Below are 21,950 nucleotides of genomic sequence, written 5' to 3'. Positions count from 1 at the left end.
CTCTATTCTTATTATGTTAGTTTATAATAGTGCCTAAGCACAAGTTTTTGACAGATAATCTGTCAGAAATCTTCTAATTATTGTCGCCTAAAAGATTCCTTATTCTCTTAATCTGAAATATACCTAACTGTTCCGCTTTCCCTAACCAAAGTAAAAAACACAAACAATCATATTCGTTTATTAAAAAGATAAGATTTACTTCTCATCTACTGTTATATCAACATCTATATATATAAATCCTAAAACAGTATAATCGCTTCTAAATACCTTATATTTTAAACAGTTTAACTCTACCAAGTCCTCGTTTAACAACTAAATAAAACCTTGACAGACATAAACTTTTTTTATACTAGAAAGGTACGAAAAAAGCTCTCAATATGCATTGTATTTATGATAATAATACTATAGATAATGTCTTTATTAACACCAATAAACGAAATAAGTCAACACCTCTTGATCAATAGAAAATATTTGGTATAAAAGAGGGCTAAATTGTCAACCTTAGCCCTCTATTCTTTTTACCAGTCTATACTAATAATACAGTTAGTATAGACTATATTATTTTAATTCTTTACTTCAACAGTTTCTGCATCTACAGCAACCTCTTCAGAAGCTTCTTCTTTTGCACCTTCTTCTGAAGCATCTCCTCCAGTCAATTCTGCTTTAGACCATACAATATCTCCTTCTGGAGCTTTAGCCTCTGCTGGAACTGTACCATTAAGAGAAATAACATAAGAAGCTAACTTTTCTATTTCAGATGGTTTGAAATTTGACTTCCAAGGCACCATTCCTTTACCAGGACGTCCACCTTCAGAAATTGTATTGAAGACATTTTTCATACCTCCACCTAATATCCAGTGGTCGTCAGTTAAGTTAGGTCCGATAGATCCCCCACCATCATTCTTATGACATACAGCACAATTTGTATCAAAAAGTGCCTTACCAGCAGCTAACACAGTTGGATCATCAGAGAATACTGCTTGATCAGCTGTTAACATATCAGGAGCATTTTTCTTGTACTCCTCAACTTGTTCTTTAGCAGCAATCATTTCTTTTTCAAACTCAGCAACTTGATTATCTGCATCAAATACGTGATATCTCAACATATAGATTACAGCAAAAATTGCAGTCACATAGAAAAGTCCAACCCACCATGGTGGTAAATCATTATCTAACTCTTTAATTCCATCATAATCATGATCCATCATGATATCGCCTTCTTGCTCAATTGTTTTAGTATTAGTCAATTTCTGCATTAAGCGTTTTACCCAAGGGGCATCTCTTAATGGGCGACTAGCTTCTTTTTGTTTTAGAGCTCTCTCTTCAGGAGTCATTAAGCGATCCAAAATCTTGTTTGTTGCAGATGCTACAATTTCAACAGCAATCAATGCGAACAAGAATAAACCTAATAATATTAGAACAACGGGATGTTCTACAAAAGCCGGTTTATCACTATCCCCCCCTACTAACCATTCTATCGCTAAAAAGAAAATAGCAAATAGAAGAGGAACTCTTACATATACTGGAAAAAACTTTTTCATAATTTTCGTGAATTACTATCAACATTGTGCTCTTCATCATCCATGAATGGCATATTGCTCAATTCTTCTATTGTGTCTTTCTTATAAGTAGCAACCCACACGAAAAGTCCAACAAAGAATGTAAAGAAAATAATAAGTGATATAATAGGGAATATCTCCACTCCACCTATTGTTTCCATATTATGTTTAATGAATTTTAGCATATTGATTCATTTTTAAAATATTATTCTTCTACCTTTTTAATGTCGGTACCTAAACGTTGTAGATAAGCAATCACTGCTACAATCTCACGATCACTCATAGGTATAAACTCTTCACCTTTTGCTTGTGCACGTTTTTTACTATCCTCATATGACTTCACATAATCAGGATCACCTTCTAAGTTCTTAGCAATCTCTTCAGACTGTGCTTTTATAGAAGCCTTCGCGTTAGCAATATCCTCATCTGTATATGGAACTCCTAAAGTTCTCATTACACTCATTTTAGTTTCTATATCTGAGTAATCTGCATTTTTATTAGCAAATAACCATTTATATCCAGGCATGATTGAATTAGGAGATGTTGACTGAGGGTCATACATGTGGTTATAATGCCAACTATCAGAATATTTACCTCCTACTCTAAATAAATCTGGACCTGTTCTCTTAGAACCCCATAAGAATGGGTGATCATAAACATATTCCCCTGATTTTGAGTACTCACCATATCTTTCAACTTCTGAACGGAAAGGACGAATCATTTGTGAGTGACACCCCACACATCCTTCTCTAATATAAAGGTCACGACCTTCTAACTCTAGAGGAGTATATGGTTTAACACTTGTAATAGTAGGAATATTTGACTTCACAAATATTGTAGGAACAATCTGTACCAATCCTCCAATTAAGATAGCTACTGTAGTTAAGATCGTAAACTGAATAGGTCTTCTCTCTAAATGAGTATGCCATCCTTCTCCTTTTAATCTACCAGCAGAAATTCTTTGTAATGCAGGTGCTTCAGCTAATTCATCTTGAACTGGTTGACCAGCTTTTACAGTTTTATAGATATTGTAAATCAATACTAATACCCCTGCTAAATACAATGTTCCTCCAATAGCACGCATTGCATACATTGGCATAATAGCTGTAACTGTTTCTAAGAAGTTACCATATTTTAAAGTTCCATCAGGGTTAAAGTCTTTCCACATTAAGTGTTGAGAGAAACCTGCCACATATAATGGAATAGTATATAAGATAATACCTAATGTACCAATCCAGAAGTGGAAGTTAGCAGCAGCTTTAGAATAAAGCTCTGTTTTAACCATTCTAGGAATTAACCAGTACACCATACCGAATGTCATGAATCCGTTCCAAGCTAATGCTCCAACGTGTACGTGAGCTACGATCCAGTCAGTATAGTGAGCAATAGCGTTTACATTTTTAAGAGATAACATTGGTCCTTCAAAAGTAGCCATACCGTATCCTGTAATACCTACTACGAAGAATTTTAATACTGGATCAACTCTTACTTTATCCCAAACTCCACGAAGAGTTAAAAGACCGTTGATCATACCTCCCCAAGATGGTGCAATTAACATTACTGAGAACACAACTCCTAAGTTTTGAGCCCATTCTGGTAATGCTGAATACAATAAGTGGTGAGGACCTGCCCAGATGTATAAGAAAATTAAAGACCAGAAGTGAATGATAGATAGTCTATAAGAATAAACTGGTCTATTCGCTGCTTTTGGTAAATAATAATACATTAAACCTAAGAAAGGTGTAGTTAAGAAGAATGCCACCGCATTATGTCCATACCACCACTGCACTAATGCGTCTTGTACCCCTGCGTACACAGAGTAAGATTTAAATGCACTTACAGGTAACTCTAATGAGTTAAAGATATGTAATACAGCTACAGTAACAAAAGTCGCTAAGTAGAACCAAATTGCAACATAAATATGACGCTCTCTTCTTTTGATAATCGTCATAATCATATTAACACCGAATGTCACCCAAATCACTGCAATCGCGATGTCTATAGGCCATTCTAATTCAGCGTACTCTTTTGATGTTGTAAATCCTAATGGTAAGGTAATTACAGCACCAATTAAAATTAATTGCCATCCGTAAAAGTGAAGATTACTTAAAAAGTCACTGTACATTCTGGCTTTACATAACCTTTGTAAAGAATAGTATATTCCTCCGAAAATTGCGTTACCAACGAACGCAAAAATCACAGCATTAGTATGCAATGGACGCAATCTCCCGAAACTCAACCAAGATATTCCATCTGTTAAGTTAGGAAATATAAACATCACTGCTAAAACTAATCCTACAAGCATCCCGACAGCTCCAAAAAATATTGAAGCATAAAGAAATTTCTTTACAATTTTGTTGTCATAATAAAATTGTTGCACTTCCATAGTTGTTTATATTTGATTTTCTTTTTGTTTATTATCTGTTTTTTTGTCTTTCTTCTCTTTTGAAGTAACTTTTACTTCGTCATCAAAAAGCATACGCACTGAAGGGGTATACGCGTCATCAAACTGACCGCTTTTTACTGACCGTATAAATAAGTATAGAAATATACCAGCTACTACTACACTGATACTAATTAAGAAATATATAACACTCATACCTAATATTTACTTGTCAAAATTAACATTATCTGATGCCTTAAAACATGATAACTATCATATTTAGCTTTTTATCTTAATCTTTCTTTATAATCTTCTTTGCAAAGTAATTACTCATGATCGTTACAAAGCTGATTATAGAAACAGTGCTTATGGGCATTAATATAGCCGCTACCAATGGAGACATTTTATTCATTATAGAAACCGTTATACCAATCACATTATAGCTTAAAGCTAAGATATAACTTAATTTGATAATTTTAACAGATTTCTTTGAATAATTTAAGAATGACTTTAAGCTTTTAAACATCTTAGCATCTAGTATGGCATCACTTGCTGGAGTAAACACATTAACATTCTCAGAAACAGACACTCCTACATTACTTTGAGCTAATGCTCCTGCATCATTTAATCCATCTCCAACCATCATTACATTCCCCCCATTTTCTTGCAATCTTTTGACATATTCTAATTTCTCTTCTGGCTTCTGATTAAAAACCAACGAAGTAGAACTAGGAAGCAACTTTTCTAACACTTCTTTCTCACCATCATTATCTCCTGAAAGAATAGCTAATTTATATCCGATATTTGTTAAATTATCAAACAATTCTGTAACGCCTTCTCTATAGTGGTTAGCAAATACAAACTTCCCTTTATACTCCCCATTAATTTGGATATGAACTGATGTTTCATTTAACACTTGTTCACTTTGAATCCCTAACAAACTAGGAGATCCTATTAGATAACTATTTTTGTTTATCGTACCCAACAGTCCTTTTCCTGGTATTTCTTCAAATAACTCAGGTTTGACAACCACCTTTGTAGACAAAAAGTTATACAGTTTTCTACTCAAGGGATGATTAGATGCTCTAATAATATTTCTAATATCGCCTTGTTCTTCTTTAGATAACTCCTCTCCGACATACTGTATAGTTGAACTTGCATTAGTAGTAATAGTACCTGTCTTATCAAAAACAATAGTATTCACCTTTGCCATTTGTTCTACGACAGTAACATTTTTTAAATAGAACTTATTTCTACCATAAATACGGATAGCATTACCTAAAGTGAATGGAGCAGTCAAAGCTAAGGCACAAGGACAAGCAACGATTAGAATAGCTGTAAACACATTAAAAGCGGCATTGATATCCACAAAAGCCCAACCTATAAAAGCAGATATAGAAATCAGCAATAATACAGGGGTAAAATAATGACTAATCGTATCCGTAATAGTTTTATACTTAATATCCACTTTTTTCTGGAAGACATCATTACTCCATAACTGAGTTAGATAACTTTGAGAAACAGTATTCACTGCCTCTATCTCAATAACGTCTCCCACTTGTTTTCCTCCTGCAAAAACTTTATCTCCTGATTTCTTTTCTACAGGAACAGCTTCACCTGTTACAAAACTATAGTCAATAAAAGCTGATTCTGAAATCAATATTGAATCCACAGGTACTAGTTCTTGGTTACGGATCAGAAGACGATCCCCTTTTACAACCTCATAGACTTGAATAGGTTCTTCTACTCCATCCTCTCCAATTTTAGTAATCGCAATAGGAAAATAGGATTTATAATCTCTTTCAAAAGATAGGAAGTTATAAGTACGTTGTTGAAACAGTTTTCCTAACAACATAAAGAAGACTAACATAGTCATACTATCAAAAAAACCTGGGCCTAAATCAAATATAATATCTATCGTACTTCGAATAAACATCACTATAATTCCTAAAGACATAGGAATGTCTATGGTATAATTTTTTGTTTTAATCCCTTTCCAAGCAGCCAAGTGGTAAGGAGAAGCAGAATAAAAAAATACGGGTAAAGAAATAAGTAATATAAGCCATCTAAAAAAATCCTTATATTCTCTCATCCAGATATCATCAATATTAAAATACTCTGGGAAAGAAAGCATCATAACATTTCCAAAACTAAAAAATGCTATCCCTATTTTATAAATTAAACTTCTATCTATAGCCTGAGGCTTATCTTCATAATTTTTTAAACTTATATAAGGTTCGTAACCTATCTTCGTTAGTAGAAGAACTAACTCTTTTAAAGATACCTTTTCAGAATTAAATGTAATTGTTGCTTTCTTTTCAGGGAAATTAACCAATACTCGAATCACACCGTCATTTAGTCTGTGCAGATTCTCTAATATCCAGATACAAGAACTACAGTGAATATGTGGGATATATAAAGAAACAATATTAGTTGCTCCTTCATTGAACTCTAGGAGTTTGTTAATAATTTCTGTTTTCTCTAAAAAATCATATTTACCATTTGCTTCTTCTGGAGTAGCCCCTGGAGTAGTCTCCATATCATAATAACAGCTTAAATCATTATCGCTAAAAATCTCATAAACTGTCTTACACCCATTACAGCAAAATTCTTTATCATCGAAGTCAATGCGGTTAAAGGTTGTCACCTCATTACCACAGTGATAACACTTATTTTTATCCATAATTTATTGCTCATTTTACCTATACCAAAGGTCTACGTTTAATAATGGAGAATATATGACATTTATCATAAAAAATCACTATCTTTGTAGAGTTATTTTAACAAAAACTACTTGGTCATGGGCAGATGTGAACAGTGTATTATTAGAGAATTTAGTTCTCTAAAAGCATTAACTAGAGAAGAGCTTTTAACAATATCTGAAACTAAAACTCACTTTATCGTAAAGAAAGGGGAAACCATCTTCAGTGAAGGTGATAACCTTAATGGTGTATTTTGTATCAAGGACGGTTTTTGTAAATTAACAAAACTCAACTCTAATGGTAAAGACACAATTGTTAAGCTTGCTAAGAATGGAGACCTTCTAGGACAACGCTCTATCATTAATGAAGAGACATCTAATCTTACTGCAACAGCGATTGAAGATATGCAAATCTGTTTTATTCCTAAGAAAGAAATGATGGAATACTTCACAGATAACAATAAATTCTCTTTACTTGTAACAAGAGACATCTGTAACCACTTAAAAGATGCAGACAAAGGCTTAGCTGATCACACTCACAAGACAGTTAAAGAGCGTCTTGCTATTATACTTCTAAAACTTGAGGAAGTAGGTGGTATTAATCCAGAAAATAATGCACTGAATATCCAATTATCAAGAGAAGATCTTGCTAATATGGTCGGTACTGCCACAGAAAGCTGTATTCGCTTATTATCAGAGCTTAAAAAGGACGGTATAATAGAATTATCTGGTAAAAAGATTATTCTAAAAGACAAAAACGAACTAAAAGCATTAGCTCAATAATATCATTCATTCTTTAACGTAACTTTTTATCATTTAAACTTAGATATCATTATTTAATATTCTTAAAATAATGTATTTTCGCAACATGATGAATGAAAAATATATAGAGCAACTACAATCTATTTTAAGCTCGCCAAAAAAGATAAGTATTATCCCTCATAGAAATCCTGATGGTGACGCCATTGGCTCTACATTAGGGTTGTACCATATTTTAAAAGCATTAGGACATGACGCATATATTATATCTCCTAATGATTTTCCACACTTCCTTGCCTGGATGCCAGCTAGTGAAAACATTATCATCTTTGATAAAAAAAGAGAATTAGCTAATCAGATTCTTTCTTCTAGTGACTATATCTTCACTTTAGACTTTAATATTCTATTAAGAACAGGGGAGGATATGGAAAAAGTTCTTGAAAAGATGACTGCTCCATTTGTAATGATAGACCACCACCAAATGCCCGGTGACTATGCTACATTAACCTTCTCTAATCCAGAGTTTGGGTCTACATGCGAACTTCTATACACTATTATACAAGCATTAAAACTAACTCATTTAGTTGATAAAGATGCTGCTACATGTATATACACAGGTATTGTAACTGACTCAGGTTCTTTTAGGTTCCCTAAAACAAATGCCAACACTCACCGTGTTGTAGCAGAATTGATAGACAAAGGAATAGACAACCCTGCTATACACAATGCTTTATTTGACAACAGTAATTACAACAGATTACAATTATTAGGTAAAGCACTCCAAAACATGGTAATATTACCTGAATACAATACATCATATATATATCTGACTGATAAAGAACTTAACGAGTTCCAACATCAAAAAGGAGACACAGAAGGTTTTGTTAACTACGGATTATCAATTAAAGGGATTGACCTAACCTTTTTCTTTATTGAAAGAAAAGATGAAGGCATTGTAAAAATATCACTAAGATCACAAGGCAATATGGACGTGAACCAACTAGCACGTAAATATTTCGAAGGTGGAGGGCATGTAAATGCCGCAGGTGGTAAATCTACACTATCTTTAGAAGATACAATAACTCGATTTACAGACATCATTAAAAAGCATAAAAAAGAATTCTATGTATAAATCTATTCAGTTTCTAAGTATAGCATTATTTGCTGTTTTTGCTACTAGTTGTAATCAAGATAAAGAAGCAAGAAAACCGATATCAAAGTCAAAAGAAAGCATTATACAAAGCTCTGCTTTGAAAAATATGGATATGGTTAAAAGTGAAGAAGAACTCATAAGCCAATACATAGAAACAGATAAAGATAATACATATATCAATTCTAAAAACGGTTTTTGGTACAGCTATCAAGAACGAAAAATACATGACTCTATCAGACCTTCAGAAGGTAATACTGTCATGTACACTTATGAAATAAGCACTTTACAAGACAGTTTATTATATTCTTCTAATGACATCGGAGTACTATCTTATATAGTTGATAAAGAAGACATCCTTCCTATATTAAGACACTCTATCAAGCTCATGAAGAAAAATGAGTCTATCAAAGTACTTAGCCCTTCTATATTAGCATACAGCTATCTAGGCGACAGAAACAAAATAGGTAAAAATCAACCATTAATATTCACTATAGATTTAAAATCAATAGAAAAAAGTAACTAAAATAATATGAAAAAAATGACAAGTTTAATTCTAAGTATTGTAGCATTAGCTGCTTCTTGTACTTCAGCTAAGACAGATTTACCTGATGGTTTATATGCTGATATCAAAACATCAAAAGGTAATATCGTTGTTGAACTAGAATATGAGAAAGCACCAGTAACAGTTGCTAACTTCGTTTCATTAGCAGAAGGTAATAACCCTTTTGTGGACAAACAATATAAAGACAAACCTTATTTTGATGGTATCGCCTTTCACAGAGTAGAACCTAATTTTGTTATACAAGGTGGAGACCCTACAGGTACAGGTTCTGGTGGACCAGGATATGTATTTAAAGACGAATTTGACCCAAGTTTAAAACATGATAAAGCAGGTACTTTATCTATGGCAAACAGCGGTCCTTTTACAAACGGAAGTCAATTCTTTATTACACATAAAGCTACTCCACATTTAGATGGAATGCATTCAGTTTTTGGATATACTGTAAAAGGTCTTGATATAGTTAATGCTATCACTCAAGGAGACAAAATGGAGTCTGTAAAAATCATTAGAGTAGGAAAAGAAGCTAAAAAATTCAACGCAGTCAAAGTGTTTAAAAAATACTTTGAAGACGCTGACAAAGCTAAAAAAGATCAAGCAGACAAAGTAGAAGGTGCCCAAAAAGAATACGCTACTAAATTCGCAGAATTAAAAGCAAAAGCTACTAAAACACACTCAGGTCTATCTTACGTTATCATTAATGAAGGAGAAGGTAAAAAACCTAATATCGGGCAAGATGTAATGATTGACTACGCAGGATTCTTTGAAAACGGACTTATGTTTGATTCAAGTAATGAAGAATTATCTAAGCTATTCGGTACTTTTGATCAAAGAAGAGCTAACGCTAACCAATACATCCCTATCCCTTTTAAATATGGTACTAAAACAGGTTTAATACCAGGTTTTATTGAAGGAATAGAGCAAATGAAAATAGGAGACAAAGCGATTATCTTTATCCCTTCTCATTTAGCTTATGGAGAACGTGGAGTTGGTCCTATCCCTCCTAACACTGATTTAGTTTTCCAATTAGAAATGACTACTGAAAAGTAATATTCCGAGATATTTAAAATTACAAAAAGGATTGACGTACGTCAATCCTTTTTTATTTCCACATACCAGAGCACTCCTTATTTACTCATTTAGCACTGTATAAAACCATTTAATATTCCTAACTACAAAATCTATAGAAACAAAAAAAGACGTGGTTAAAACACGTCTTTTTTATTTCATATATCATCTTATTATGACATATCTATTTTTAAGCTTCAGATACCTCTTCTGCTGGTTGTTCTTGTTGTGGCAAATCTGCTCTAGTCAAGAATGTCATTACCTCTGAATCAATCTCGAAAATAGTCTTTCTAAATAACTCAAATGCTTCGAATTTATAGATCAACAATGGATCTTTTTGCTCATGTACAGCTAACTGTACAGATTGCTTTAATTCATCCATTTTTCTTAAATGCTTCTTCCATGCCTCATCTAGAATAGTCAAAGTAATGTTTTTCTCAAAATCATTAATTAATGACATTCCTTCTGTTGCATAAGCTTCTTCTAAGTTAGTTACGATATTAATCGTTTTAACACCATCTGTAAAAGGAACTACAATACGCTCAAACTGACCTGCATTGTTCTCATAAACATTTTTGATCACTTTAAATGCTTCTGCTGCACTACGTTTACATTTATCTGCATAAGCATTATAAACGATATCGTATTGCTTATTAGCGATAGCAACTACATCACCTTTTGCAAACTCTTCTTCACTAACCACATTGTTCGTACCGAAATTACGGATAATATCAAATTCGTAATTTTTATAGTCACTAGCTAATTTGTTAGTCTCTACAATACGCTCACATAGGTCATACATCATATTCGCGATATCCACTTTAAGACGCTCTCCGAATAAGGCATGCTTTCTACGTTTATAGATTACTTCACGTTGTGCATTCATCACGTCATCATATTCTAATAAACGCTTACGAATACCGAAGTTATTCTCTTCTACTTTTTTCTGAGCTCTTTCGATAGACTTTGTCATCATAGAGTGTTGGATTACTTCTCCATCCTCTAATCCCATTCTGTCCATTAATTTAGCTACACGATCAGATCCGAATAGACGCATTAAGTTATCCTCTAGTGACACATAGAACTGTGAACTACCTGGATCCCCTTGACGACCTGCACGACCTCTTAACTGACGGTCTACACGACGAGAGTCATGGCGCTCAGTACCGATGATAGCAAGACCTCCTAAGTCTTTTACTTCTTGAGAAAGCTTAATATCTGTACCACGACCTGCCATGTTTGTAGCAATAGTTACGATACCTGATTGTCCTGCTTCTTCTACGATTTGAGCCTCTTGTTTATGTAATTTAGCATTCAACACATTGTGTCTAATACCACGCATTTTCAATGATCTACTTAATAACTCAGAAATCTCAACTGATGTTGTACCGATCAATACTGGACGTCCAGCATTTGATAACTCTACCACATCCTCGATTACTGCTTTAAATTTCTCACGTACTGAACGATAAATCTTATCTTCTTTGTCATGACGAGCGATACCTCTATTCGTAGGAATCTCTACAACGTCTAATTTATAAATCTGTAAGAACTCACCTGCTTCTGTAATCGCCGTACCAGTCATACCTCCTAGTTTGTTATACATACGGAAGTAGTTCTGTAATGTAATTGTAGCAAATGTTTGAGTAGCTGCTTCAATTTTCACATTCTCTTTAGCCTCGATAGCTTGGTGTAATCCATCTGAGTAACGACGACCATCCATGATACGTCCCGTTTGCTCATCTACGATCATAATTTTGTTATCCATTACTACATATTCAGTATCTTTTTCGAATAGAGTATAAGCTTTTAATAACTGGCTTAAAGTGTGGATACGCTCACTTTTCACTCCGAAGTCTTGGAACAATACTTCTTTTGCTTCAGCCTCTTCATCCTTAGATAGATTCTGTGCTTCTATCTTAGCGATTTCAACACCAATATCTGGAAGTACGAAGAAGTTTTGATCTGTATCTTTTGATAAGAATTGAATACCTAAATCAGTTAACTGTACTTGATTATTCTTTTCTTCGATCACGAAGTATAACGCCTCATCTACTTTATGCATTTCTCTATTGTTGTCCTGCATATAGTGGTTCTCAGTTTTTTGAAGTAATTGTTTTACTCCTTCTTCACTTAAGAACTTAATTAACGCTTTATTCTTAGGTAAACTTCTATATGCTCTAAACAATAAGAATCCACCTTCTTTAGTATTTCCTTCACGAATTAATTTTTTAGCTTCTGCTAAGAATCCATTAGCTAGCTTTCTTTGCATCTCTACTAAGTTAGCTACTTCTGGTTTTAATTCATTAAATTCATGACGATCTCCTTGTGGTACAGGTCCAGAAATAATCAATGGCGTTCTAGCATCATCAATTAATACAGAATCCACCTCATCCACGATTGCAAAGTTGTGTTTTCTCTGTACTAATTCTTCTGGCGTATGTGCCATATTATCACGTAGGTAGTCAAAACCGAATTCGTTATTTGTACCGTATGTAATATCCGCAGCATAAGCCGCTTTTCTACCTGGAGAGTTTGGTTGGTGATTATCAATACAATCAACAGTCATTCCGTGGAACTCAAACAATGGAGCTTTCCACTGACTATCACGTTTTGCTAAGTAGTCATTCACTGTTACTAAGTGAACTCCATTTCCTGTTAATGCATTTAAGTACAATGGTGAAGTTGCTACTAACGTTTTCCCTTCCCCTGTATGCATCTCAGCAATTTTACCTTGGTGTAATACGATTCCCCCGATTAACTGTACATCGTAGTGGATCATATCCCAAGTAACTTGTTTTCCTGCAGCAGACCATGTATTCGCCCAATGTGCCTTATCATCTACGATAGTCACATAAGGTTTAGTCTCTGCGAAGATTCTATCTTGTTCTGTTGCAGTAACGATTACTGTTTCATTTTCTTTGAATCGACGAGCTGTTTCTTTTACTACAGCGAATGCTTCTGGTAGAATATCCAATAGCAATTTCTCAGAGTTGTTATAAGCCTCTTTTTCTAAGCTATCAATGCTAGCGTAGATAGACTCTCTCTTATCGATATCTTGCGTTTTCTCAATTTCTTCTTTATAAGAAGCGATTTTAGCATCTTGATCTGCTCTAGATTGCTGTATCTTTTCTTTGAAGTAAATTGTTTTCGCTCTTAGTTCATCGTTTGAAAGGCTAGATAAAGCTCCTTCATACGTTTTTATTTTCTCAATTAAAGGCTTGATGTCTTTGATATCTCTTTCTGATTTATCTCCAACAAACACCTTTAATATGCTGTTTATGATACTCATAAATTTATGTGGTTTATTTTTTTATTACTGTCAAATCGTAAAATTAAATAAAAAAAAAGCCTTTTTAGAGGCTTTTTTCTTATCTATATCTTAATACTCATCCTCGTTCCAAAGGTAATCTTCGTCAGTCGGATAGTCTGGCCATATCTCTTCCATTGATTCATAGATTTCTCCCTCATCTTCTATAGATTGAAGGTTTTCTACTACCTCTAGAGGAGCACCTGTTCTAATTGCATAATCAATAAGCTCATCTTTCGTCGCAGGCCATGGAGCATCACTTAGGTAAGATGCTAATTCTAATGTCCAATACATCTCTATTCGTTTTAAATTTTTAATGCAAAAATAATTTTTATTATGAAATTATCAAGCTTTTTTTTATTTATTTCAGCTGTTTTCAAGAACGTAGCTTTTTAAAATCTACAGATTTTAAGAAAAATAACACTTTTTTAGTCTTCTTTTCTTGGAATCCATTTCACTTCTTCAGCCTGTAAATCAAAAGTCAACTTTCGTGCCAACACAAAAAGATAGTCAGAAAGTCGGTTTAAATACTTCAAAACTGACTCGTCTACAGGCTCTGACTCATTCAGACTCACTGACAAACGCTCTGCTCTACGACAAACACATCTTGCGATATGACAATATGACACAGTAGTATGTCCACCTGGCAAAACGAAATGAGTCATCTGTGGTAATGAATCTTCCATACGGTCAATTTCATTTTCTAATAGCTCTATATCAGCCACACTTATTTTTGGAATATTTAGTCTTTCTTTTCCATTTTTCAAAATTGCTTTCTCTGGATCAGTAGCTAATATAGCTCCTACAGTGAATAATCTATCCTGAATCTCTATCAATACTTTTTTATACAAGGGATTTATCTCTTGATCGCGAATTAAACCGATATATGAATTCAATTCATCTACCGTACCATAACTTTCTATTCTGATGTGATGTTTTGGCACACGTGTACCACCAAATAATGCTGTTGTTCCCTTATCTCCAGTTTTTGTATATACTTTCATAATATTGTTCTTGGTTTAATTAACTCACAAAGTACAACAAAAAAAGAAATGTCTAAAGCTTATTCTCTAACGAAATCTCTATTATTTCTAATCAAAGATCTATTGATATAAGATAAACCTTAATAACACATAAAAATAACTTTCTAAGAACTACGATCTACTTAATACGTTCATCACTCTCTATCACTCCATCTCTAAGTCTGATGATGCGATGTGCATGTGCAGCTATATCTTCTTCATGTGTTACTAGTATAACCGTATTTCCATTCGCATGTATTTCATCGAATAGACTCATAATCTCAACAGAAGTCTTAGTATCTAAATTTCCTGTTGGTTCATCAGCTAATATAATAGCTGGTTTATTTACTAGAGCACGAGCTACAGCTACACGTTGCCTCTGCCCTCCTGAGAGTTGATTAGGATGGTGATCTATACGATCACTTAATCCCACCTGATCTAACACTTCTTTTGCACGAGCATTGCGTTCTGCTTTAGAGTTACCTGCATACACCATAGGTAATGCCACATTATCTAACGCAGTCGTTCTAGGCAATAAATTAAAAGTCTGGAATACAAAACCAATATGCTTATTACGAATCTCTGCTAATTGATCATCTTTTAGAGCACTAACATCTTTACCATCTAAGTAATAACTACCGGAAGTAGGCGTATCTAAGCATCCTAAGATATTCATCAAGGTAGACTTACCGCTTCCTGAAGGTCCCATTAGAGCAACATAATCTCCTTTTGCTATTTCTAAATTCACACCTTTCAGCACATATACTGTTTCAGATCCCAATTTAAAATCGCGTTTAATATCTTTTACTTGAATAATATGAGTAGACATAATAGATAGTTTAGTTATGCTTTTAGTTCATTATCTTTTCTAATAATCCGAAAGACTCTTCTAAGATAAATAAATTACTAGAAATAATACATCTACTTACTAACTATCTAACAGAACAAATTACATACGTAGAATAAAATGTTGTTTTAATTGTTCTGATCTAATAAATGCTACACCGTAATAATAGAAATCGATCGTAGCACTGAAGCGCTCATCTAACACGATCTGCTCCCAGAAAGCCTCTATCTCTTCTCGCCCTTCTCTTCTATCAATCACAAGGACGCTATCATTATGCATACGAGTACATACATCAGTTATAGCAATATCGTTCACACTAGACATATAGATCATATCTACTGCATCAGAAGATTCTTTTAATGATTTAACACAAGCCACCTCCACAGAGAGTGTCCCATGTACGGCGAGAGACTGAGGCTGATAGTAATTTAGCATGCGTAGTATAAAAACATCTTTCTTTGCCATCCCTCTCCATCTGCTATCTTTAGGATATAATCCTTTAGTCAATAAATTAAATATAAATGGAGAATGCACCCCATGTTCATTACTTGACTTCCACCAATATCTAAAATAGTTTTCTTTCTTAGCCATCGCATTATAGTAAAGATTCTTCTACAAAAATACATATAAATAAAAAAAGCTTCTCGAATGAGAAGCTTTTAGTGACCGCGGCAGGATTCAAACCTGCAACCTTCTGAGCCGTAATCAGATGCGCTATTCAGTTGCGCCACGCGGCCATTATTCTTTTATTTATTTCTATCACAGTCTTGATTTGAATCAAGACTTTAGTGACCACGGCAGGATTCAAACCTGCAACCTTCTGAGCCGTAATCAGATGCGCTATTCAGTTGCGCCACGTGGCCTATTGCTTAATTGCGAGTGCAAATATAGGACGATATTCCGTAAATACAAACTCAGCAATCAAAAAATATCAATTAATTTTTACCTCTATTTTTTAACTTTCTTACTATTAATCGTTTAATGATCTAAAAAAAAGTAATTTTAACATCTCTTTTATTTGACCTTTTCTACTAAAACATTAGCTTCTTTCATTTCTCAGGTAATATTTATTTGAATCTATAAGAGAAAAACGCGTCAAAAGTGAGTCTATATCTAACACCACAGACAGTATTAGTGACAACAAAAACTTTAAAAATCTCCTTTAGAGGGAAAATAGTGCAAGAATAATATCGCTGTAATAACGAAAATCATCAAAACAAAATAGAATGGATTACCTGTAAAAAGACCACAGACCAAAAATAACACAGTTGCTACAACTCCTATAAATAAGAAGTCAAAACTCTTTTTATCGATTAAATCATCGTCCCATTCCTCTTCTTCCTCTCTCAACAATTCCTCTTGTTCCCGTTTATACTGAAGATATTCTTCCTTGGTATTAAAACGCTTAATAGAGAAAAACCTTCTAACGATAAAATAGGCTAGTATAGCTACTACTATAAATATTGTTAGTTCATACATAATCTTCTTCTTTTACACCCTATACTCTGACAAAAAACAACTAGATAAAAACCGATACAGCATTCTACTACTATCTTCTCTTTATATCGTCATTTCTTCTGTCATTAAAACTGAGTCAAAGAAACAACTTTTGTTTTATTCTCAAAACATTTAGTATTGAAAATTACGCATTTATATAACAATTAAGAAACTATTTATAAAAAAAAGAGAACATTTATAAATTATAAATGTCCTCTTTTTCAATATACATACAGGTTATTTTTACTTGCTTAATGTTTTTAATACCTCGTCATTATTCGTAGTATTTTTCACATTGTCAATGATAGATGTCATCGCCTCCACAGAGTTCATATCATCTATATATCTTCTAACCATAAGAGCACGCTTAAGCTCCCATTCGTTTAATAATAAATCGTCTCTACGTGTACTAGATGAAGTAATGTCTATCGCAGGGAAAATACGTTTATTTGCCAACTTACGATCTAACTGTAACTCCATATTACCAGTACCTTTAAATTCTTCGAAAATCACTTCATCCATTTTAGACCCCGTATCTACTAACGCTGTAGCGATGATACTAAGAGATCCACCATTTTCTATATTACGAGCCGCTCCGAAGAATCGTTTTGGTTTTTGTAATGCATTAGCATCTACCCCTCCACTTAATACCTTTCCAGATGCTGGCTGTACGGTATTATAAGCTCTTGCTAAACGCGTGATAGAGTCTAATAAGATTACTACATCATGACCACACTCTACTAATCTCTTTGCTTTCTCTAATACGATATTAGCTACCTTCACATGTCTCTCAGCTGGTTCGTCGAATGTAGAAGCAATTACCTCAGCATTCACACTACGCTGCATATCTGTCACCTCTTCAGGGCGCTCATCTATAAGTAACACGATTAAGTATGCCTCAGGGTGATTAGCTGCAATAGCATTCGCTACCTCTTTTAAAAGAACAGTTTTACCTGTCTTTGGTTGAGCTACGATCATACCACGTTGCCCTTTACCGATAGGAGCAAACATATCCATTAGACGAGTAGAAATAGTACTACTCTTCGCATCTAGATTAAACTTCTCATTCGGGAATAAAGGAGTCAAATGCTCAAAAGATACTCTATCTCGAACAGACTGAGGATCGTGACCATTAATTTTCAACACCTTTACTAATGGGAAGAACTTCTCTCCTTCTTTCGGAGGGCGCACCACTCCTTTTACAGTATCACCAGTTTTCAGACCGAATAATCTAATCTGTGACTGAGATAAATAAATATCGTCTGGAGAAGATAAATAGTTGTAATCCGCAGAACGCAAGAATCCATATCCATCAGGCATCATTTCTAATACCCCTTCACTCTCTATAATACCATCAAATTCATAATCAGGTTCTCTGAAATTATTCTTTTTGTTGTTATTATTTCTATTCTGTTGATTGTTATTTCTTTTTTGATTGTCGTTTTCAGACTGTTGAGGAGCAGTATTATCTACAGTAGATATTTCCTCTTTCGCTACAGGCTCTCTATCTGTTGCTGCAACATTAGTTACTTCAGTAGAAGCATTATTCTTAGGTTGTGATTGTTGCTGACGAGATTTGAAATCACGTTTTTGCCCATCACGTCTATTATTATCAGGTTGTCTCTTTTTGAAATCCCTTCTATTTTCGTTTGTAGAACCTCCTTTTTCTTCAGCAGTTGATTCACTTACGGTTTCTTTCTTTTGTTCTTGTTTCGCAGGAGCTTCTTCATTTCTCTGGTGAGTTGTTTTGCGTTGTGTATTATCTGCTAATACACGAGAAGCCTGCTCCACTTTACTCTCTACCTTACCCTCATCCTCATTAGATTTACCTAGTCTCGGTCTTCTTGATTTCTCAGTAGTAGGAGTTGTATTTTGTTTAACTGTTTTATCTGTTTTTACATCATTGTTAGCCTTATCCACAGCTACTTTTTTAGCTACTGCAGGAGCCTTCTTTTCCTCTAAAGGAGCTTTATCCACAGGTTTAGCTTTTACAGGTGCTTTTTTCTCCTCTGCATTTGTCGCTTGTTGATGTTCTAATATCTGCCCTATAAGTTCGTCTTTTTTCAAAGAAGCCACCTTAGCAATTTTTGCTTTTTTAGCAATCTCCTGAAGATCTGCGACCTTCATTTTTTTTAGTTCGGAAATTTCAAACATATAAATGTTTATAGATTATAAAAATATTGAGTTGTGTAATTTTAAATAAGAATGGAAATTTAAAATAGAATTGCCGTATTATGAAGAACTTACGACAGTACTGATGCAATATTACGAATAAAATTTTATAAACAATAGGTTTTTATAAAAAAGAAACACTATTTTTGTACTTCATACATTTTTACAATTATGTTACAGAGAATACAGACTGTTTATTTGATTCTTGTCTTTATCATTATGGGAGTGTTACCTTTTTTCATCCCATTATGGACAAATGGTGCGAATGAACCTATCTATTTCATGATGATGCCTTCATCTACTATCCTATTCGGATTATCTACTGCTCTTACAGTAGTAGCTATTATGGGGTATAAAAATAGAAAGAGACAGTTTGTAATTAATAGATTGAATATAATATCAAACTTTATACTATTAGGATTATTTGTATATCGTGCGCTAACAGTATCTGGAGAAACTGCGGAAGCTATTTCTGAGAAAGGTATTGGGATGTTCCTCCCTATTATTTCTATCCTGTTCCTTGTCTTAGCGAACAGAGCCATTAAGAAGGATGAAGATCTCGTAAAATCTGTGGATCGTTTACGATAAACCTAACATCTTAGTTTATTAGTGCGTTAAAAAAGCCGAACCTATATGAGTTCGGCTTTTTTGTTTTTAGGCCATTCGATAATTTCCATATCCTTTATCGCTCCGTTATCTATCACAAAGCGCAACATCGTACGCACCTGATGAAAACCACTTATACCAGCTGCACCAGGATTTAGATGTAGTACTCCCATCATCTGATCATACTGTACCTTCAGTATATGTGAGTGCCCACAGATATAGATAGCAGGCTTCTCTTGCTTGATTCGCTCTCTTACATTAGCTCTATATTTCCCTGGATATCCACCTATATGGATCATATAGACCTTCATCCCTTCACACTCAAAGAATAACTCTTCAGAAAATTCTAGTCGAGCCTCTTTACCATCTATATTTCCCCATACACATCTAAGTGGTTTTAGCGCCTTTATGGTATCAGTCACTACTAAGTCTCCTATATCTCCTGCATGCCACACCTCATCTGCCTGTCTGACATACTTCAGGATAGACTCATCTATAGTGCCGTGTGTATCCGATAATAATAATATTTTTTTCACCTTTATCTATTTATAATAAGATAGCCTCTCTTAGTGAGAGGCTATACTATGATTACTCTGTATAAAACAAAATTAATTCTTCTATTGCATTCTGACAAACTGGACAGAACTCTGGATACTGATTCGTTTTCATTCTACAGTCTAACGTACCTTTATACACCTTGCGTCCTTCTAGTCCTTCATATACTCCTAGTGGGTATTTTTTACTGTCTTTTTCTAATGTAGGTACTGGAGTTCCCTTTTTAAGCATTTTTTTCCACTTGCTATCGAAGTCTACTAATGTAGTTATATTCTGCTCCCAAGGTTCTGTCTGATTAGAAATTAAATCACTCAACACATCATTAGGGTAAAAATACTCATCTGCTAATCCTGCAAAGCTATGCCCAAACTCATGTACTACCACAGGCTTAAAGTCCTTATGTCCTGTAGTCGTCAATGTATAAGAATTATAGATTCCTCCTCCTCCATACACATCTGTATTCGCAAGAATGATAATGTGTTCATAAGGAATACCTGCTAGTACATCGTGTAATTTCTTAATTCTGTTCGTAGTCAAATAACGCTCCGAATAAAAAGTATCAAAATTAGACTCTACAGCTGTCTTTTTCCAATCTCCTTGTCTTGGGACACTTACCCCTGAGTCTTTAGAAGCACTCTTTACAGCAATAAAATTAAAATTATCAGCAAATTTATCGAAAGGCTTATGTGCTAATAATTGTTCTATAGACACCTTTACAGCATCCATAAATTTCCCCATTTCTTCTTCCTTAAATCCTTCTGCAACGAATACTACATTGATAGCCTTAGCATTGTCTTTCGCTTTATGTACATACTCATGTTTAGTCACATCCTTAGTTCCCTTAGTATGGATTAATATATCTTTAGGATCTACATGATGTACTAATTTATCTTTTTCTTTTCCATCAGCATCGAATAGGATTAATTCTATACGCACATTATCTTTCGGAAACGGTACTAAGAATACATTCTCAAAGCTCTTGGTATTCTTCTGCGCTTCCTCTGTAGATAACCACTCTTGGAATAGTGTACTGAAGCTATTAGTATAGATTAATGTATTTGTTTGCTCATCGTATACACGTACTTGTCCATTTCCTTTTAAGGCATTCTCTCCTAAGTTATGTGTACGCCCAGCCCATGAAGGCAAAGAAATTAATTCATCTAATAAGATAAATTGTCTCTCGTTATTTCCTCCGAATACATAATCTAGACGCAATGTTTTGTCTTCAAAATATTGATTAAAATCCTGTGCCTGTACATAAGAGCCTATACACAAGCCCAGTAATACTAGTAGTTTTTTCATTATTAATATAGTTAGGTTAATTGGGTTAGTTACTTGTCACAACAAGTCAAGTCGTAAAAATAAACATATTTCTAAACTATCTCTTGCTTTTAACGTTGTTTACTTCAGATCGATTTAATTGATCTCTCTTTAGAACTAGTTTTTCTAATATAACCAACGCAAACTTATCAGAGCCATCTCCCTAATCCACCGTTCACACTAGAGTTATACATATTAAGTACATAATTATAACAGGTCGAAAAAGGGATGTTTTTTGAGGTGGTCGCATAGTGGTCGGATAGTGATCGCATAGTGGTCGCATAAAAAAGGGCTAAAACTATGCGACCACTATGGCATCAAACCACGATCACTATTCTAGCAATACAGCCCTAAATAAATTAAAATCCGCCTTCTTACTAAATACGAATAGTAATCCGTCTAGCCCTTTCATTTCTTAGTTATTTGTTCTTCTATTCAA

The 21,950-nt window shown here is 34.1% G+C and carries 19 protein-coding genes and 2 tRNA genes; 5 read left to right on the top strand and 16 right to left on the bottom strand.

The window, feature by feature from the left end:
- Positions 1 to 563: 563 nt before the first annotated feature.
- The 5 genes from BK054_RS09405 to BK054_RS09385 all read right to left on the bottom strand — a co-directional run bounded on the left by BK054_RS09405 (position 564) and on the right by BK054_RS09385 (position 6,625).
- Complete coding sequence (locus BK054_RS09405) at positions 564 to 1,541, bottom strand: cbb3-type cytochrome c oxidase N-terminal domain-containing protein (protein ID WP_006257101.1); 978 nt, start codon at positions 1,539 to 1,541, stop codon at positions 564 to 566.
- On the bottom strand, positions 1,538 to 1,744 hold the full coding sequence (locus BK054_RS09400) for a CcoQ/FixQ family Cbb3-type cytochrome c oxidase assembly chaperone (RefSeq protein ID WP_006257102.1): 207 nt from the start codon (positions 1,742 to 1,744) through the stop codon (positions 1,538 to 1,540). Before BK054_RS09400 ends, BK054_RS09405 begins: the two co-directional genes overlap by 4 nt.
- Positions 1,745 to 1,764: 20 nt before the next feature.
- Positions 1,765 to 3,945, bottom strand: coding sequence for a cytochrome-c oxidase, cbb3-type subunit I (gene ccoN / locus BK054_RS09395; protein WP_006257103.1), 2,181 nt, complete (start codon positions 3,943 to 3,945; stop codon positions 1,765 to 1,767).
- A gap of 6 nt (positions 3,946 to 3,951) precedes the next feature.
- Complete coding sequence (ccoS, locus tag BK054_RS09390; RefSeq protein ID WP_006257104.1) at positions 3,952 to 4,158, bottom strand: cbb3-type cytochrome oxidase assembly protein CcoS; 207 nt, start codon at positions 4,156 to 4,158, stop codon at positions 3,952 to 3,954.
- A 76-nt stretch (positions 4,159 to 4,234) separates the two neighbouring features.
- The gene (locus BK054_RS09385) at positions 4,235 to 6,625 is read right to left on the bottom strand and encodes a heavy metal translocating P-type ATPase (protein WP_006257105.1); all 2,391 of its coding nucleotides are present in this window, start codon (positions 6,623 to 6,625) and stop codon (positions 4,235 to 4,237) included.
- A 117-nt stretch (positions 6,626 to 6,742) separates the two neighbouring features.
- Between BK054_RS09385 and BK054_RS09380 the strand changes: the two genes are divergently transcribed.
- From BK054_RS09380 to BK054_RS09365, 4 genes are all read left to right on the top strand, one after another.
- Positions 6,743 to 7,426, top strand: a complete 684-nt coding sequence (locus tag BK054_RS09380) for a Crp/Fnr family transcriptional regulator (protein WP_006257106.1) — start codon at positions 6,743 to 6,745, stop codon at positions 7,424 to 7,426.
- Between the two features lie 85 nt (positions 7,427 to 7,511).
- The gene (locus tag BK054_RS09375; RefSeq protein WP_006257108.1) at positions 7,512 to 8,534 is read left to right on the top strand and encodes a DHH family phosphoesterase; all 1,023 of its coding nucleotides are present in this window, start codon (positions 7,512 to 7,514) and stop codon (positions 8,532 to 8,534) included.
- The gene (gene gldI, locus BK054_RS09370; RefSeq protein ID WP_006257109.1) at positions 8,527 to 9,078 is read left to right on the top strand and encodes a gliding motility-associated peptidyl-prolyl isomerase GldI; all 552 of its coding nucleotides are present in this window, start codon (positions 8,527 to 8,529) and stop codon (positions 9,076 to 9,078) included. The genes BK054_RS09375 and gldI overlap by 8 nt, the downstream gene beginning before the upstream one ends.
- Positions 9,079 to 9,084: 6 nt before the next feature.
- A complete protein-coding gene (locus BK054_RS09365) occupies positions 9,085 to 10,164 on the top strand; it encodes a peptidylprolyl isomerase (protein ID WP_006262988.1) in 1,080 nt (359 codons plus the stop codon).
- A gap of 208 nt (positions 10,165 to 10,372) precedes the next feature.
- On the opposite strand, the gene secA is transcribed toward BK054_RS09365, so the two are convergent.
- The 9 genes from secA to rho form a co-directional block, all read right to left on the bottom strand.
- Positions 10,373 to 13,474 (bottom strand): preprotein translocase subunit SecA, encoded by a 3,102-nt coding sequence (gene secA, locus BK054_RS09360; protein WP_006257111.1) that lies wholly within the window; start codon positions 13,472 to 13,474, stop codon positions 10,373 to 10,375.
- A gap of 90 nt (positions 13,475 to 13,564) precedes the next feature.
- On the bottom strand, positions 13,565 to 13,786 hold the full coding sequence (locus BK054_RS09355) for a DUF2795 domain-containing protein (protein WP_002986941.1): 222 nt from the start codon (positions 13,784 to 13,786) through the stop codon (positions 13,565 to 13,567).
- Between the two features lie 134 nt (positions 13,787 to 13,920).
- Positions 13,921 to 14,496 carry a cob(I)yrinic acid a,c-diamide adenosyltransferase gene (locus tag BK054_RS09350; protein ID WP_006257112.1) on the bottom strand — a complete coding sequence of 192 codons (576 nt, stop codon included), beginning with the start codon at positions 14,494 to 14,496 and terminating at the stop codon, positions 13,921 to 13,923.
- A 157-nt stretch (positions 14,497 to 14,653) separates the two neighbouring features.
- Positions 14,654 to 15,343 carry an ABC transporter ATP-binding protein gene (locus BK054_RS09345; RefSeq protein ID WP_006257113.1) on the bottom strand — a complete coding sequence of 230 codons (690 nt, stop codon included), beginning with the start codon at positions 15,341 to 15,343 and terminating at the stop codon, positions 14,654 to 14,656.
- 120 nt (positions 15,344 to 15,463) lie between these two features.
- Positions 15,464 to 15,952, bottom strand: a complete 489-nt coding sequence (locus BK054_RS09340) for a hypothetical protein (RefSeq protein WP_006257114.1) — start codon at positions 15,950 to 15,952, stop codon at positions 15,464 to 15,466.
- 72 nt (positions 15,953 to 16,024) lie between these two features.
- A tRNA-Arg gene (locus BK054_RS09335) sits at positions 16,025 to 16,098 on the bottom strand.
- A gap of 52 nt (positions 16,099 to 16,150) precedes the next feature.
- A tRNA-Arg gene (locus BK054_RS09330) sits at positions 16,151 to 16,224 on the bottom strand.
- A gap of 286 nt (positions 16,225 to 16,510) precedes the next feature.
- Positions 16,511 to 16,840: a hypothetical protein gene (locus BK054_RS09325; RefSeq protein ID WP_006257115.1), complete on the bottom strand. Its 330-nt coding sequence runs from the start codon at positions 16,838 to 16,840 to the stop codon at positions 16,511 to 16,513.
- Between the two features lie 261 nt (positions 16,841 to 17,101).
- A complete protein-coding gene (rho, locus tag BK054_RS09320; protein ID WP_006257116.1) occupies positions 17,102 to 19,012 on the bottom strand; it encodes a transcription termination factor Rho in 1,911 nt (636 codons plus the stop codon).
- A 189-nt stretch (positions 19,013 to 19,201) separates the two neighbouring features.
- On the opposite strand from rho, the gene BK054_RS09315 reads away from it, so the two are divergent.
- A complete protein-coding gene (locus BK054_RS09315) occupies positions 19,202 to 19,618 on the top strand; it encodes a DUF4293 domain-containing protein (RefSeq protein WP_006257117.1) in 417 nt (138 codons plus the stop codon).
- Between the two features lie 41 nt (positions 19,619 to 19,659).
- On the opposite strand, the gene BK054_RS09310 is transcribed toward BK054_RS09315, so the two are convergent.
- Together BK054_RS09310 and BK054_RS09305 are read right to left on the bottom strand one after the other, a co-directional pair.
- Positions 19,660 to 20,172 (bottom strand): metallophosphoesterase family protein, encoded by a 513-nt coding sequence (locus tag BK054_RS09310; RefSeq protein WP_006257118.1) that lies wholly within the window; start codon positions 20,170 to 20,172, stop codon positions 19,660 to 19,662.
- Positions 20,173 to 20,224: 52 nt separating this feature from the next.
- Entirely contained in the window at positions 20,225 to 21,493 is a 1,269-nt protein-coding gene (locus tag BK054_RS09305; protein WP_006257119.1) for a M64 family metallopeptidase, read from the bottom strand.
- Positions 21,494 to 21,950: the final 457 nt, after the last annotated feature.

Source organism: Myroides sp. ZB35 (assembly GCF_001865835.1).
In the GTDB taxonomy this organism is placed as follows: Bacteria; Bacteroidota; Bacteroidia; order Flavobacteriales; family Flavobacteriaceae; genus Flavobacterium; species Flavobacterium odoratimimum.
Note: the sequence above shows the minus strand (reverse complement) of the source record. Positions and strands in the feature narration are given on the sequence as shown.

What these genes read in the sequence shown, in the direction of transcription:
- BK054_RS09405 (WP_006257101.1), bottom strand. Translation starts at nt 1,541, where the DNA reads ATGAAAAAGTTTTTTCCAGTATATGTAAGAGTTCCTCTTCTATTTGCT.
- secA (WP_006257111.1), bottom strand. Translation starts at nt 13,474, where the DNA reads ATGAGTATCATAAACAGCATATTAAAGGTGTTTGTTGGAGATAAATCA.
- BK054_RS09340 (WP_006257114.1), bottom strand. Translation starts at nt 15,952, where the DNA reads ATGGCTAAGAAAGAAAACTATTTTAGATATTGGTGGAAGTCAAGTAAT.
- BK054_RS09400 (WP_006257102.1), bottom strand. Translation starts at nt 1,744, where the DNA reads ATGCTAAAATTCATTAAACATAATATGGAAACAATAGGTGGAGTGGAG.
- BK054_RS09385 (WP_006257105.1), bottom strand. Translation starts at nt 6,625, where the DNA reads ATGGATAAAAATAAGTGTTATCACTGTGGTAATGAGGTGACAACCTTT.
- ccoS (WP_006257104.1), bottom strand. Translation starts at nt 4,158, where the DNA reads ATGAGTGTTATATATTTCTTAATTAGTATCAGTGTAGTAGTAGCTGGT.
- BK054_RS09365 (WP_006262988.1), top strand. Translation starts at nt 9,085, where the DNA reads ATGAAAAAAATGACAAGTTTAATTCTAAGTATTGTAGCATTAGCTGCT.
- BK054_RS09345 (WP_006257113.1), bottom strand. Translation starts at nt 15,343, where the DNA reads ATGTCTACTCATATTATTCAAGTAAAAGATATTAAACGCGATTTTAAA.
- BK054_RS09355 (WP_002986941.1), bottom strand. Translation starts at nt 13,786, where the DNA reads ATGTATTGGACATTAGAATTAGCATCTTACCTAAGTGATGCTCCATGG.
- BK054_RS09375 (WP_006257108.1), top strand. Translation starts at nt 7,512, where the DNA reads ATGATGAATGAAAAATATATAGAGCAACTACAATCTATTTTAAGCTCG.
- rho (WP_006257116.1), bottom strand. Translation starts at nt 19,012, where the DNA reads ATGTTTGAAATTTCCGAACTAAAAAAAATGAAGGTCGCAGATCTTCAG.
- BK054_RS09305 (WP_006257119.1), bottom strand. Translation starts at nt 21,493, where the DNA reads ATGAAAAAACTACTAGTATTACTGGGCTTGTGTATAGGCTCTTATGTA.
- BK054_RS09350 (WP_006257112.1), bottom strand. Translation starts at nt 14,496, where the DNA reads ATGAAAGTATATACAAAAACTGGAGATAAGGGAACAACAGCATTATTT.
- ccoN (WP_006257103.1), bottom strand. Translation starts at nt 3,945, where the DNA reads ATGGAAGTGCAACAATTTTATTATGACAACAAAATTGTAAAGAAATTT.
- BK054_RS09325 (WP_006257115.1), bottom strand. Translation starts at nt 16,840, where the DNA reads ATGTATGAACTAACAATATTTATAGTAGTAGCTATACTAGCCTATTTT.
- gldI (WP_006257109.1), top strand. Translation starts at nt 8,527, where the DNA reads ATGTATAAATCTATTCAGTTTCTAAGTATAGCATTATTTGCTGTTTTT.
- BK054_RS09380 (WP_006257106.1), top strand. Translation starts at nt 6,743, where the DNA reads ATGGGCAGATGTGAACAGTGTATTATTAGAGAATTTAGTTCTCTAAAA.
- BK054_RS09315 (WP_006257117.1), top strand. Translation starts at nt 19,202, where the DNA reads ATGTTACAGAGAATACAGACTGTTTATTTGATTCTTGTCTTTATCATT.